10 protein-coding genes are annotated in these 13,478 nt (G+C 61.1%); 4 read left to right on the top strand and 6 right to left on the bottom strand.

Going from position 1 to position 13,478, the window contains the following annotated elements; all coding sequences use genetic code 11:
• Positions 1–37: 37 nt before the first annotated feature.
• The 3 genes from ACP3TA_RS18265 to ACP3TA_RS18255 all read right to left on the bottom strand — a co-directional run bounded on the left by ACP3TA_RS18265 (position 38) and on the right by ACP3TA_RS18255 (position 3,179).
• Positions 38–394 (bottom strand): DUF1937 family protein, encoded by a 357-nt coding sequence (locus ACP3TA_RS18265; protein ID WP_042784548.1) that lies wholly within the window; start codon positions 392–394, stop codon positions 38–40.
• A gap of 99 nt (positions 395–493) precedes the next feature.
• Positions 494–1,726: an ethanolamine utilization protein EutH gene (gene eutH / locus ACP3TA_RS18260; protein WP_033643135.1), complete on the bottom strand. Its 1,233-nt coding sequence runs from the start codon at positions 1,724–1,726 to the stop codon at positions 494–496.
• Entirely contained in the window at positions 1,719–3,179 is a 1,461-nt protein-coding gene (locus tag ACP3TA_RS18255) for an FGGY-family carbohydrate kinase (protein WP_096242268.1), read from the bottom strand. Before ACP3TA_RS18255 ends, eutH begins: the two co-directional genes overlap by 8 nt.
• A 258-nt stretch (positions 3,180–3,437) precedes the next feature.
• On the opposite strand from ACP3TA_RS18255, the gene ACP3TA_RS18250 reads away from it, so the two are divergent.
• The 3 genes from ACP3TA_RS18250 to ACP3TA_RS18240 all read left to right on the top strand — a co-directional run bounded on the left by ACP3TA_RS18250 (position 3,438) and on the right by ACP3TA_RS18240 (position 6,938).
• Entirely contained in the window at positions 3,438–4,841 is a 1,404-nt protein-coding gene (locus ACP3TA_RS18250; protein WP_033650359.1) for an NAD(P)/FAD-dependent oxidoreductase, read from the top strand.
• Positions 4,831–6,054: an FAD-dependent oxidoreductase gene (locus ACP3TA_RS18245; protein WP_033643132.1), complete on the top strand. Its 1,224-nt coding sequence runs from the start codon at positions 4,831–4,833 to the stop codon at positions 6,052–6,054. The genes ACP3TA_RS18250 and ACP3TA_RS18245 overlap by 11 nt, the downstream gene beginning before the upstream one ends.
• Before the next feature lie 113 nt (positions 6,055–6,167).
• Positions 6,168–6,938 carry a DeoR/GlpR family DNA-binding transcription regulator gene (locus tag ACP3TA_RS18240; RefSeq protein WP_033643131.1) on the top strand — a complete coding sequence of 257 codons (771 nt, stop codon included), beginning with the start codon at positions 6,168–6,170 and terminating at the stop codon, positions 6,936–6,938.
• Positions 6,939–6,986: 48 nt separating this feature from the next.
• Here ACP3TA_RS18240 and ACP3TA_RS18235 read toward each other — a convergent pair whose 3' ends face one another.
• The 3 genes from ACP3TA_RS18235 to ACP3TA_RS18225 form a co-directional block, all read right to left on the bottom strand.
• On the bottom strand, positions 6,987–9,284 hold the full coding sequence (locus ACP3TA_RS18235) for an FdhF/YdeP family oxidoreductase (RefSeq protein WP_164120002.1): 2,298 nt from the start codon (positions 9,282–9,284) through the stop codon (positions 6,987–6,989).
• A 203-nt stretch (positions 9,285–9,487) separates the two neighbouring features.
• Positions 9,488–11,161, bottom strand: coding sequence for a gamma-glutamyltransferase (gene ggt / locus ACP3TA_RS18230; protein WP_164119996.1), 1,674 nt, complete (start codon positions 11,159–11,161; stop codon positions 9,488–9,490).
• Between the two features lie 161 nt (positions 11,162–11,322).
• Positions 11,323–12,186: a LysR substrate-binding domain-containing protein gene (locus ACP3TA_RS18225; RefSeq protein WP_033643128.1), complete on the bottom strand. Its 864-nt coding sequence runs from the start codon at positions 12,184–12,186 to the stop codon at positions 11,323–11,325.
• 143 nt (positions 12,187–12,329) lie between these two features.
• On the opposite strand from ACP3TA_RS18225, the gene ACP3TA_RS18220 reads away from it, so the two are divergent.
• A complete protein-coding gene (locus ACP3TA_RS18220) occupies positions 12,330–13,466 on the top strand; it encodes an agmatine deiminase family protein (RefSeq protein ID WP_033643127.1) in 1,137 nt (378 codons plus the stop codon).
• Positions 13,467–13,478 lie beyond the last annotated feature (12 nt).

Raw genomic sequence — 13,478 nt, 5'->3', positions numbered from 1 at the left:
CCGCTGCCCCGCCGCGCCAAGCGGCGGGGCGCACGCCTCAGTTGAACTCGCTCGCGACCTCGGACCACAGGCTGACGCGGCAGCCGCGCGCCGCGAAAGCGTCCATCTCGCGTTTGATGCCGCCGCTCTCTTGCCAACCCGGCAAGTCGAGCACGATCAACTCATCCATCGCCGCCATGAACAGGGCGTCGATCGGCGCCCACAGCTTGCCGATGGCGGTTTTGTCTAGCTCTTGCAAACACTGGTTGATCGGATGCGACATGCTGACCTGGCTAAAAACGGCGCTGCCGGCTCGCACGATAGCGGCGGCGACGTCGTTGCAGGCGATAAAGCGTTGCTGCACGACGTTGGCGTCGGTGTGGCTGTAGGGGCAGGCTAAAAATATTTTTCTCATTAGCGTTTGTTCTCTCAATAATTGTTGTCAGGGACGAAAAAAGGGCGCAGCTTCCCCGTGAGGCGGCGCCCCGTTTATTTTTATGGCTTAGGGGTAAATTTAACGAGCGGCGGCGGCGATGGCCGTCGATTGCCTTTGCGTCTGTTCTTTTTCCAGCAATTCAGCCTCCGGCACCGAAATTTTTATGGCGATCAGCACGGCGATCATGCCACCGAGGAATTTGCCCATCATGATCGGCAACACCAGCGAAGGTTGGAAGTTGGCGGTAAACGCCAGGTGATCGCCCAACGTGGCCTGTGCGCAGATGCCGAAGGCCACGCACAGCACCTTATCGCGGGCGCGCATGCCTTTGAACAGGTGATAAACGGCGATGATATTGGCCAATACCATAATAAAGCCCAGCGCGCCGGTATCCGATAAACCGAGCTTTTTACCGATAAAATGCATCGGCTTGCGGCAATAGCGCTGGAATAAATAACAAATGGGGAATGTGCCCGCCAACATAATGCCGATATAACCGGCGATCTCGATAGCGCGGAATAATTCGTCTTTGTCGGCAAATAATGGATCGAATACCCAGCCGCCGAACACCTTTTTAAACACACCGGTGAAATGCTCGATGATGCACAGCGCCAACACCAGCTTGATAAAGGCATCCGCCGCCTTGCCGAAGATCAGGAATCCTTTCACCATCGCCGCCGGCCGCAGCTTCAGCCCCAACGCCAGCAGGAAGCACAGGGCGAACAGCGGGGACAGCAGCCGCAGCGCCTGCAGCAAGTCCAGCTGCAGATAGTGCGCGGCAGGTGACGTGGTGGAGATAATCTCCCTGACCGGCAGGTTATTGAAGGTGATGGTCACCAGAGCGATCAGCACGGCGAACGGAATGCTGATCAGGCCTGCCATGGCACCCAGCGCCAGATATTTATGGTCGTCGCGGTTCAGCATGATAAGCCCGACCGGGATCAGGTACACGATGCTGGCACCCGAGGTGTAGCCCACCAACATGGCGACGATCCACATGTCGCGGTTGGCGGCAATGGCGTCGGCCAGCTGATAGCCGCCCATGTCCACGGCGATCACCGCCAGCGCCGCGATCGAGGCGTCGGAGCCGAGCGCCGAGAAGAAGGGGCCGATGCTGTACATGATCAGGTAAGAGATGATCGGGATTGCGGCCATGATGCCAGCCTGGGCGAGAAACACCGGGCCGATGGCGTGAATGCCGTTGACGAATTCGCGTCCCAGCTCGCCTTCCGGTTTGACGATCGACGCCAGCGCACCGATCAGAGTGCCGGCCATGATGATATAGATGATGAAATTACCGAACTCAGCCATGGTGTTCCTCCTGCGATGAACGTAAGCCGCGCGAGCGCGCGATGATTTCCTGATAGCGGGCAAACCAGCCCGCCATATCGACCTCGGCGGGTTCCGTCACTTCATAGCGGTTGAGCACCTTGAGCGGATGTTCCACCCCCAGTCCTTTACGCGCCAACAGCGCAACGCCTTGGGCGGTGATCTCCTTATTGGTGGGAGAGACGATGCGCTTTTGGATCAGGTTGGCGAGAAACTGCGTGAAATAGCGGTTGGCGGACAGGCCGCCGTCCACCGAAATGCTGTCGCCGATCGGTTTCAGTTTATCCATGGCGTTGATCACCTCGGCGGAACGCATGGCGATGCCTTCGAGGATCGACTGCAGCAGATCCTTGCGCTCGGTCTCCAGCGACAGCCCGGCCCACATCCCTGCGGCGGAGCGGTCCCAGTACGGGCAAGCCAGTCCGGAGAGCGCGGGCACAAAGGCCAGGCCGCGCGCGATGGCCGGCTGAGAGGGGAAGTCGCCGAATTCATCGAAATCGTTGAACAGGCCGATCTTTCTCGCCCAGTTAATGGCGGAGGCGGCGTTATAAACGCCGCCGTCCAGGCCATACACCGGCTCGCTGTCGGGCAGCTTCCAGCACAGCGTGGGCAACAGGCCGGACTCGCCGGCATCGATCGGGCGCGGCCCGGTGATCGCCTGTAAAAAGGCGCCGGTACCGAAGGTGATCTTCATCTGCCCCGGTTGATGGCAGCCGTGGCCGTATGTACCGGCAAACTGGTCGACGATGCAGGCCGTCAGCGGCACCGGTTTGCCGTTGAGCGCGACGTCGCCGAAGTGGCCGATGTTGTCTCTGACCTCGGGCAGGCTGTCGATCGGCACGCCGAACAAACGGCACAGCTCCTCATCCCACTGCAGGGTATGAATGTTGAACAACGAGGTGCGCGAGGCCGAGTTATAGTCGGTAAGATGCCGGCCGCACAGGTGGAACAGGAAGAAGGCGTCCATGGTGCCGAGCCGCAGGCGGCCGCGTTGCGCCAATTGCCTGGCGCCCGGGGCGTTGTTCATCAGCCAGCCCATCTTGCTGGCTGAGAAGTAGGTATCGAGCGGCAGACCGGTTTTCGCCGTCACCAGCGGCTCAACGCCTTCGCGTTTCAGCCGCTGGATCTCCGGCTCGGTGCGCTGATCTTGCCAAACGATGGCGTTGTACAGCGGCAGGCCGCTGTCGGCGTCCCAGGCCAGCAGGCTTTCGCCCTGATGCCCTAAACCGATGGCGTCCACCATGTCGCACTGGCTGAGACAGCGGCGGATATTCGCCAAAATCTCCAGGGCGTCGTGTTCCACCCAGCCCGGATTGGGGGTGATCTGCTTGTGCGGCATGCTGGCCGGTGAATGGTGCCTGCCGTCTTCGCCGAACACCACGACCCGGGTGCCGGTGGTCCCCTGATCAATCGCGGCATAACGTTGATTCATCATTGCTTCGCTCTCTTATAGGTTTTGTTTTTTTATTGTGCCTGGTGTTGGTTGTGTGACTGTTTTAATAATCTATCTTCAATTTCACACACAAAAGCAACATAAATCACAAGATAAAATAACCCCGCGTGATCGACCTCATACTTTTTGCTTATCACCGCCTTTTGCGGCTTTTTTTTGGGAGTTATGTTGTTTTCGTCATTTCAAATGCGGTTATTGTGTGGTTTTATTGTGGTTATTACATCAAAACGGGACATCAGCATGATGGAAGAACAAACGGGTTGGGACATTGTCGTGATTGGCGGCGGTGTGGTCGGGTGTGCGGTATTCCGCAAATTCTGCCTGATGGGCGCCCGTACGCTGCTGTTGGAAAAAGGGGGCGATATCCTGTCCGGCGCCAGCAAAGCCAACAGCGCGCTGCTGCATACCGGCTTCGATGCGCCCAGCGGCAGCCTGGAACTGCATTGCATGCAGGCCGGGTACCGGGAATTTATCGCCATCCGTGAACGAATGAATCTGCCGCTGTTGCCCACCGGCGCGCTGGTCGTGGCCTGGGACGAGCAGCAGTTGGCGGCGCTGCCCGCGATTGTGCAACAGGCGCACGACAACGGCGTGCTGGACGTGGCGCAGATCGACGCCGCCGAGCTGTATCGCCGTGAGCCGCAGCTGGCGCCCGGCGCGTTGGCGGCGGTAGAGGTGCCGGGCGAGAGCGTGATCGATCCCTGGAGCACGCCGCTGGCTTACCTGACGCAGGGCGTTAAACACGGCGGCGACTATCGCTTCAATACCGAGGTGACCGGCGCCGAACGCTTGCCGACCGGCTGGCGGCTAACCAGCAACCGGGGCGAGTTTCACGGCAAAATCGTCATCAACTGCGCCGGCAATCAGGGCGACCGGGTAGAAAGTTTCTGCCATCAGCCCGAGTTTGAAATTCGCCCGCGCAAAGGGCAGTTCCTGGTGTTCGACAAGGCCGCCGCCGGGCAGGTCAACGCCATTATCTTGCCGGTACCGACGACGATCACCAAAGGGGTGCTGCTGTCGAAAACCATCTTCGGCAATTTGCTGCTCGGGCCGACCGCCGAAGAACAGCAGGATCGCGAGACGGCGACGGTGGACGAAACCAAAATGCGCGAGCTGATCGAACAGGGGACGCGATTGCTGCCCACGCTGGCGAATTACAGCGTCACCGCCAGCTATGCCGGATTACGCCCGGCGACTGAACAGAAACACTACCGCATTCAGCACTATCCCGATCGGCAGTGGATCTGCGTGGCGGGCATTCGCTCCACCGGCCTGACGGCGGCGCTGGGCATCGCGCAATATGTGGAACAGCTCTATCGCGACCACTTTACGCCGTGCTTCACGCCAAAAACGCCGGAGACCGTGTATTGGCCGCAAATGCCGATGCTTGCCGACTACGCGCTGCGCGATTACGCGCGCCCGGACAACGGCGGCATCGTTTGCCACTGCGAGCTGGTGACCCAGCGGGAGATCGAGGCGGCGTTCGATTCCGCCGTGCCGCCGGAGTGCATCGGCGGGCTGCGGCGCCGCACGCGCGTGATGATGGGGCGCTGCAACGGTTTTTATTGCAGCAGCCGGGTGGCGGAAATGGTAGGCGATCGTTTTGGCCAGACGCTGGCCGTAGGGAGCATTGATGAAAACTGAGTATCAGGTGGCGATTGTCGGTGCCGGGCCGGCCGGGATCGCAGCGGCGACCGCGTTGCGGCAGGCGGGGATCGAGGATGTGGTGCTCCTGGAACGGGAACGGCAGGCGGGCGGTGTGCCGAGACACTGTCGGCACCCCACCTTTGGGCTGCAAACGTTTTATAGGCCGATGCTGGGATCCACCTATGTCGATAAAATACTGGCGCGCGCCGGGCAGGTGGAGATCCGTACCGGCGTGACGGTGCTCGCCATCAAGCCGGACGGCGAGCTGACCATCACGGACTGCCGCGGCGTCAGCACGTTGAAAGCGCAGCGGGTGATCCTGGCGACCGGCGTGCGCGAGACGCCGCGCCATCCGCGACTGGTGAGCGGGCTGCGGCCGCAGGGCGTACTCACCGCCGGTGCGCTGCAGCAGTTCGTCTATCTGCGCGGGCTGCAGCCGGGCAAGGCGCCGGTGGTGATCGGCACCGAGCTGGTCAGTTTCTCCGCGCTGTGGACGCTGCGTAACGCCGGCGTGCGCGCCGTCGCCATGATTGAAAGCGGCGGCAGACCCGTCGCCTGGCGTCTGAGCGCGCTCTATGCGCGTCTGATGGGAGTGCCGATCCACTACTATTCGCGTGTGACCGATATTGCCGGCCGCGATCGGGTTGAATCCATAGAAGTGGAAAATCGCCAGGGGGAGAAACGGCGCATCGCCTGCGACAGCCTGATCTTCACCGGCCGCTTCACCGGGGAGTATACGCTGATCCGCCAGAGCCACCTGGCGCAGCGGCCGGACAGCGGCTGTCCGTTGACCGATCAGTTCGGCCGCTGTTCCGACGCCGCCTATTTCGCCGTCGGCAACATGTTGCACCCGGCGGACATGGGCGACCAGTGTTATCAGGAAGGGCTGCGCGTCGGCGAGGCCGTTGCCCATTCGCTGCAGCGCACGCTGCCGCCGGCGCGGCAAATCCTGCCGGTGCGGCACGACGAACGGATACGTCTGACTGCGCCCGCCCGTGTGGCGCTGATCGGCAATCCCGCCACGGTCACGATCAATATGCGCGTGGAACAGGCGGTGTCCGGTTCGGTGGTGGTGCGGCTGGGGGAGAAAGTGCTGTACCGCAAAACGCATCGTTGCCTGCCTGAACGGCGGATCCTGCTGCGCAATATCGTCTTGCCAGCCGAGGCTGAGCGTGATGCGCTGCACATCAGCATCGAATCCGCCGGGTGAACGACGGCAACGGCTTGCGTCTAACGCCCTGAAACCCGTAGTATTCCGTCAGTTAACGCCGCAAGTCTCGGCGTAGGCAGTCACTCTTACTAAAGGCAGCGAGTGTAATGTGAATGGATATCTCTAATTCCGTGGAAAGGCGCAATGAAATACTGGCGCTGATCCAGGCCAACGGCCGGGTTTACGTGAATGAGCTGGCGGATAAATTCCAGGTTTCGCAGGAAACCATTCGGCGCGACCTGAACAAGCTGGAAGACTATCGGCTGATCAAGAAGATCCACGGCGGCGCGGTGAGCAGCCAGTTTAAATTCGAGCATGAATTCAACGAGCGGGCCAAAATCGCCGAGGCCGAGAAGCGCGCCATCGCGGAGAAAGCGGCGACGCTGCTCCAACCGGGCGATACGGTGTTCGTGGATTTCGGCTCCACCACGCTGGAGTTTGCCCGGCAGTTGGCGACGATCGATCAACTGACGGTCATCACCAACTCGCCGCTTATCGCCAACGTCTGTCTGGAAAATGACTCCATTGACGTGGTGCTGATCGGCGGGCAGTTCATCGACTCCAAAATGGCGTGCCTGGGCGCGATCGCATTGAATAATATCGAGGCGTTTTTCGCCGACTACGCCATCATCGGCGCCGGCGCGGTCAATCTGCAGACCGGCGTGATGGATCAGAACGTCAATGAAGCGGCCATCGCGCGCAAAATGATTGCCCAGAGCCGCAAGTGCATCGTGCTGGCCGACGAAAATAAGCTGCGCGGGCATGCGATGACGCTGGTGGCCAAATGGCCCGAGGTCGATTATCTGGTGACCTCCGACAGCGGTAATGCATTAGAGGGCTTGGTTTTCCCCGCCAACGTCAATGTGTTGGTGGCGCAGGTCTAAAGGGGGAGAAGCCTTTCTCCATGCGGAGAAAGGCTCAAACCGCTTCCGTCAGGCGATATCGACCGCGCGCACCTCTTTGGATCTCAACTTCACGCGGATCGGCACCGATTTATACGAAGGCGTGCCGCTCTCCTCATCGATATAATGCAGCGGCACCAGCACGTTGGCCTCCGGGTAGTAGGCGCCGACCGAACCGGCTGAGATGTTGTAGGCGATCACCGTGATGCCTTCCAGGCGCTGGGTGCTGCCGGGCAGCGCCGTTTCCAGATCGACCACGTCGCCATGTTCCAACCCCAAACGTTGCAGATCGCTGTCATTCATGAACAGCACGTCGCGCCGGCCGAAGACCCCGCGGTAGCGATCGTCCAGAGCATAGATGGTGGTGTTGTACTGATCGTGGCTGCGCAGCGTGATCAGCCGCAGCGTATCTTTGTCTGCCGTTGTCTCGTCCTCATGCAGCCCGCTGAATACGGAAAACATCGCCTTGCCCGTCGCCGTCGGCCACTGGCGCTCAGTCGGCGGCAGCGGCATGCGGAAACCGCCGGGTTGGCGAATGCGCGCGTTGTAATCGTCGAAGCCGGGGATGGTTTTTTCGATCAAATCGCGGATCACGTCGTAATCTTCGATCAGTTCATTCCAGGGCACCTTGCTGGCGGGCATCACCGCTTTGGCCATGCCGGCCACAATGGCGGGTTCCGAACGCAACAGCTCCGACGCCGGTTTTAATTTGCCGGACGAGGCGTGAACCATCGACATCGAATCCTCCACCGTCACCGATTGTCGCCCGCCGGCCTGCATGTCCAGTTCGGTACGTCCCAGGCAGGGCAGAATGAGGGTTTCTTTCGCCACCAACAAATGGCTGCGGTTGAGTTTGGTGCCGATATGCACGCTTAATTCCAGCGCTTTCATCGCCGGGAAACTCTGCTCGGGGTCCGGCAGCGCCACGGCGAAGTTGCCGCCCAGGCAGATCAACGCCTTCGAGGCGCCGTCGATCATCGCCTGCATGCATTTCACGGCATCGTGACCGTGGGCTTTGGGCGGCGTGAAGCCAAACACCGTTTCCAGCTTCGCCAAAAAATCGGCCGAGGGTTTTTCGGTGATGCCGACGGTGCGGTTGCCCTGCACGTTGGAGTGGCCGCGCAGCGGGCAGATGCCGGCGCCCGGTTTGCCGATGTTGCCGCGCAGCAACAACAGATCGGCAATCAGGCGTACGTTGGCGGTGCCTTTATTGTGCTGCGTAATGCCCATGCCGTAGGTCACGATGGTGGCGTTGGATTTCGCGTAAGCGGCGGCGACCTGTTGCAGATCCCGGCGCGCCAGGCCACTCTCCGCCTCAATCGCATCCCAACCGGTGGTCTTCAGATCGGCGGCAAAATCCGCAAAACCTTCCGTGTGCTCGGCAATAAAGGCGTGGTCCAGCGCATTGCCATGTTCGTCATCCAACTGCAGCAGCGCTTTGGCGATGCCTTTGAGCGCTGCGGCGTCGCCGCCGGCTTTGACCTGATAGTAGGTGGAGGCGATAGGGGTCGAACTGTAGGTCGCCATTTCGATGACGTTTTGCGGATCGGTGAAACGCTCGAGCGCCCGCTCGCGCAGCGGATTGAACACGATAATCGGCACTTTTTTGCGCGCCAATTCATGCAGCGTGCCCATCATGCGCGGGTGATTGGTGCCCGGATTGTGCCCGATGGAGATAATCAGCTCCGCGCTGTCAAAGTCGTCCAGGGACACGGTGCCTTTGCCGATGCCGATCGACTGGGGCAGGCCAACGCTGGTCGGCTCATGGCACATATTGGAACAGTCGGGGAAGTTATTGCTGCCAAATTCCCGCGCAAACAGCTGGAACAGATAGGCCGCCTCATTGGACGCCCGGCCGGAAGTATAAAACTCCACCTGCTCCGGCGGCAGCGTCTGCAAAATGGCGGCGATGCGTTGAAACGCCTCATCCCAGGCCAGCGGGCGCAGCGTGTCGGTCCCGGCGTCATAGAACAGGGGCGTGGTCAGGCGACCATAATCCTCCAGTTCATAATCGGTTTTCCGCAGCAGTGAGGTCACGGTATTTTGCGCCAGGAATTCGGCCGTCACGCGTTTGCTGGTCGCTTCCCAGGTCACGGCTTTGGCGCCGTTTTCGCAAAACTGGAAGGTGGATCGATGTTCTTTATCCGGCCATGCGCATCCCGGGCAATCAAACCCGTCGGGCTGATTGGTGCGCATCAGCGTTACCGGCGCCTCCAGGGTATCCATCTGAGTGCGCACGGCGATGGCCGTCGCTTTCAGCGCGCCCCAACCGCCGGCGGGCCCATCGTAGGGATGAACACCGGGCACTGCTCGTCTTTTCGCCATTATTGATTGCCTCCGACACCGCTTACGATAAATGCAGGTGATTGATTTACTATGAATATTATCCTTATCGTCCAAGGCGGACCGCAGGCGCCGTCGTCGTTGAACGCAGGCCTGTCGATTCAGTATAGATGAGTGAAAAAGGAGACAGCGGCCATCTGTGCGGGGAGAGCGGCGGCCCGTCTAATCGGAGGCGGGCCGCCGGAGGGTTACTTTTTCACCACCAGCCCCACGCCGCGGCCGCGCGGATCGGACGCGGTTTCCGGCGTGCGGCCATCGACGCGTATGACCTGAATATCCCCCATGTTCCAGCCCTGGTCTTCGAGGGTGTAGCCCATGGCTTTCAGCTCGTCCGCCGGTTTGCCGGTCAGCGGCGCGAAGCTGTCGTAATAAACGGTGTCCTTCGGCAACAGCTGGTGATGCACGCGCTGGGCGGCCACCGCCTGCGCCAGCGGCAGATGGTAATCGTAGAGATTGTTGATCACCTGAAAGATCGAGGTGAAGATGCGCGATCCGCCCGGCGTGCCGATCACCAGGGTGACGTCGCCGTCGCGGGTGATGATGGTCGGGCTCATCGAGGAGAGCATGCGTTTGCCCGGCTCGATGGCGTTGGCGTCGCTGCCCACCACGCCGAAGGCGTTGGCGACGCCGGGTTTGGCGCTGAAGTCGTCCATCTCGTCGTTGAGCAGGAAACCGGCGCCTTTGACCACCACGCCGCTGCCGAAGTCCCAGTTAAGCGTATAGGTGTTGCTGACCGCGTTGCCGGCCGCATCGATGATCGAGAAGTGGGTGGTTTGGTGGCTTTCCAGCCCCGGCCGCACCTGCTCGGTCGGCGAGATCGCCGTCGGGTTGATCTCGGCGGCGCGTTTTTGCAGGTAGTCGGGGGCGATCAGCTGCGCTTCCGGCACGTTAGTGAAATCCGGGTCGCCGAGGTAGTCGGCGCGATCGGCGAACACGCGTTTTTCGATTTCCGCCAGCAGGTGGATATAGCGCGCCGAGTTCAGCGGCACGCCCTTGAAGTCGGCGGCGCGATCTTCTTTTATCCCCAGCAGCTGCGCCAGCGCGATGCCGCCGGAGCTGGGCAGCGGGGCGGTATACACGGTGTTGCCGCGCCAGCTGATGCGCATCGGTTCACGCCATTTCACCCGATAGTCGGCCAAATCCGCCGCGCCGATCAGCCCGTTGTCACGCTGCATTTGCGCCACCAGCAGGCGGGCGGTTTCGCCGTGATAAAAATCGTCGGCGCCCGATTGGGCGATGCGCTCAAGGGTGGCAGCCAGCTCCGGCTGTTTGAACACCGTGCCGGGCTTCATGGCGCCGAAATAATCGCCAAAGTTGGTTTTGCCAGCGAACAGCTTGTTGGCGTCTTCGCGGTACTGATACTGCTGTTCCGCCACGGTAAAGCCTTGCCGGGCGTAGCCGATCGCCGGCGTCAGCAGTTCGGCCCAGGGCAGTTTGCCGAAGCGTTTATGGGCTTCCCACAACCCCAGCACGGTGCCCGGCACGCCGGCGGCGCGGCTGCCCACCAGGCTGAGATTTTCGATCACTTCACCTTTCTCGTTCAGGTATAGGGTTTTGCCGGCGGCCTTGGGGGCCACTTCGCGGTAGTCGAGAAAATAGGGCTTGCCGTCGACGTACAGCGTCATAAAGCCGCCGCCGCCGATATTGCCGGCTTCAGGGTAGGTGACCGCCAGGGTAAAGGCGGTGGCGACCGCCGCATCAACCGCGTTGCCGCCGGCCTGCAGAATGTGCGCGGCGACTTTTGCGCCATACTGATCCGGAGCGGCGACCGCGCCGGCGGTCAGATCGGCGGCAAAGGCGGCGGGAACGGTGCAGGCCAGGGCTACGCTCAGAGCTATCGTTTTCAATAAACCGGCAGACATAGAAGATCCTTTTAGCGATGTTCAATTATCAGGTGAATTCAACTAATTATTTTGAAACAGCAGGTTAGCGCGTTTTCTTCGGGCTATTGCGGCGCTTTATTGAAGGTAGCAGCGGTCAGGCGGGGCCGCCTGACCAGAGTAGCAAATCGTGATGTGGCGCGTTATGCGTCGGCCGGCAGCGTCGATTGCAGCCATTGGCAGAAGTGCCGGGCGAGCGGATTGTGTTCGCTGTCGCGATGCAGCAGCCACGCCCAGTTGGCGCCACGCACGCGTTGCTCGGTTAACGGATGCAGCAACCCGGCGTCACGCGCTTGCTGCGCCAACAGCTGACTGACCAACGCGATGCCCAGCCCCTGGCAGGCGGCATCCAGCAGCAGGCCGGGATCGGAGAAATTCAGCCCGCCGTCGCGCTGGCCGACGTGCGCGCCGCCCGCCACCGTCCAGTGGCTCCAGTCCATTTCGCGTTCGCCGTGCAGCGTGACGCGCTGCTCCGCCGCCAGCGCCAATAGGCTGGGGTGGCAGGCGGGATAAAGCCGGTCGGTGCAGAGAACCTTAAAGGTGCAGTCCGCCTGCGCGCTGAGATCGTCGCGGATCGCCAAGTCGATGCTGTCCGTCGCCATATCCGGTGGCTCGAAGCTGGTGAAGAGCCACAGATCTATCTGCGGATGCCGTTGGTTGAACTCGCCCAGCCGCGGCGTCAGCCAGTGGCGGGCAAAGGCCGGCGTCGTGTTGACGATCAACTGATTGGGTTTGCGGTACTGGTCCAGACGACGAATGCCGACGGCCAATTGTTGCAGCATTACCTGCGCGGTGCTGAACAGATCGTGGCCGGCATCGGTCAGAGTCACGCTGCGGCCGGTGCGGAAAAACAGCGGCTGTTCCAGAAAAGCCTCGAGGCTGCGGATCTGCTGGCTGATTGCCGACTGGGTAAGGTGCAGCTCTTCGGCGGCCTGATGAAAACTGCCCAGACGCGCCGCCGCTTCAAAACCGCGCAATGCGCTTAACGGGGGCCAGTGTTTTAACATTATCAATAAGCCTGTCTAATCAGATATCCACTAAATATATCGTTTGTCGCAGCGGCAGGGGAAGACTAGCATGAGATTCAATTCCCGGAGAGCGAAAAAACCGGTTAACCAGTTGAATTTAAATTAATTAAAAGGGGGCATTTATGTCAACGCGCCGCACCTTTATCAAGCAGCTTTCGGCGGTGGCCGGCGTCGGCTTGACGGCATCATTGGGTATTTCGTTACGCGGTCACGCAAAAGCTGTGCTTAATCCGGCCTGGCGCTTGCCGGATGAAGGGGAACCGCAACAGCGGGCGTTTATCGCGTTCGGCGCGCAGCGCGCGATTTGGGGCGACTTCACGGCGGACGTGCGGGCGGCGCAGGGGCGTATCGCCCGCGCCATCGCCGAATTTCAGCCGTTGACGGTTTTTTGCCGCGAGCGTGAACGGCAATTGGCCGAGGTCACCTGCGGCAGTCACAACGTCAGCTATGTCGTCACCGAGCTGGATGATATCTGGATGCGCGACATCGGCGCCAATTTCGTCGTCAATGATGCCGGCGAACTGGGCGCGGTGGATTTCAACTTCAACGGCTGGGGCGATAAGCAGCAGCATGCCAGGGATGCGCGTCTGGCAGGGTTTGCCGCCAGGCGATACGGCGTCGCTCAACCGCGCCGCAGCGCACTGGTAGGCGAAGGCGGCGGCATTGAGGTGGATGGGCGCGGCACCGGCATCATGACCGAGAGCAGTTGGGTGAATGCGAACCGCAACCCGGGCTGGAGCAGGGATCGGGTTGAGCAGGAGCTGAAGGCGATGCTCGGCCTGCGTAAAATTATCTGGCTGCCGGGCATTAAAGGCCGGGACATCACCGATGCCCACGTCGATTTTTACGCCCGTTTCGTGCGGCCGGGCGTGGTGGTGGCCAATCTGGACACCGACCCGGCCTCTTACGATCATGCGGTCACCCAGACGCATCTGGCGATCCTCAAGACGGCGACCGACGCCGACGGCCGCACGCTGCAGGTGCATACGCTCTCGCCGCCGCGGGCACCGCGCGACAGCCGTTTCAGCCGCCGCAATCCCGATTTCGCGGCGGGCTACATCAACTATTTCGTTATCAACGGCGCGGTGATCGCCCCGGAGTTTGGCGACCCGCAGGCGGACAAGGCGGCGTTTGAACTGCTGTCGGCGCTCTATCCGCAGCGCAAGGTGGTGCAGTTGGAGATCGACGCGATCGCCGCCGGCGGCGGCGGCATTCACTGCGTGACCAGCCAACTGCCGGCGCCTGGCAAACCAGACTAGTGAATGTTCAAA

Source organism: Serratia sp. 2C06 (assembly GCF_050037615.1).
Classification (GTDB): Bacteria; Pseudomonadota; Gammaproteobacteria; order Enterobacterales; family Enterobacteriaceae; genus Serratia; species Serratia ureilytica.
Note: the sequence above shows the minus strand (reverse complement) of the source record. Positions and strands in the feature narration are given on the sequence as shown.

What these genes read in the sequence shown, in the direction of transcription:
- ACP3TA_RS18265 (WP_042784548.1), bottom strand. Translation starts at nt 394, where the DNA reads ATGAGAAAAATATTTTTAGCCTGCCCCTACAGCCACACCGACGCCAAC.
- eutH (WP_033643135.1), bottom strand. Translation starts at nt 1,726, where the DNA reads ATGGCTGAGTTCGGTAATTTCATCATCTATATCATCATGGCCGGCACT.
- ACP3TA_RS18255 (WP_096242268.1), bottom strand. Translation starts at nt 3,179, where the DNA reads ATGATGAATCAACGTTATGCCGCGATTGATCAGGGGACCACCGGCACC.
- ACP3TA_RS18250 (WP_033650359.1), top strand. Translation starts at nt 3,438, where the DNA reads ATGATGGAAGAACAAACGGGTTGGGACATTGTCGTGATTGGCGGCGGT.
- ACP3TA_RS18245 (WP_033643132.1), top strand. Translation starts at nt 4,831, where the DNA reads ATGAAAACTGAGTATCAGGTGGCGATTGTCGGTGCCGGGCCGGCCGGG.
- ACP3TA_RS18240 (WP_033643131.1), top strand. Translation starts at nt 6,168, where the DNA reads ATGGATATCTCTAATTCCGTGGAAAGGCGCAATGAAATACTGGCGCTG.
- ggt (WP_164119996.1), bottom strand. Translation starts at nt 11,161, where the DNA reads ATGTCTGCCGGTTTATTGAAAACGATAGCTCTGAGCGTAGCCCTGGCC.
- ACP3TA_RS18225 (WP_033643128.1), bottom strand. Translation starts at nt 12,186, where the DNA reads ATGTTAAAACACTGGCCCCCGTTAAGCGCATTGCGCGGTTTTGAAGCG.
- ACP3TA_RS18220 (WP_033643127.1), top strand. Translation starts at nt 12,330, where the DNA reads ATGTCAACGCGCCGCACCTTTATCAAGCAGCTTTCGGCGGTGGCCGGC.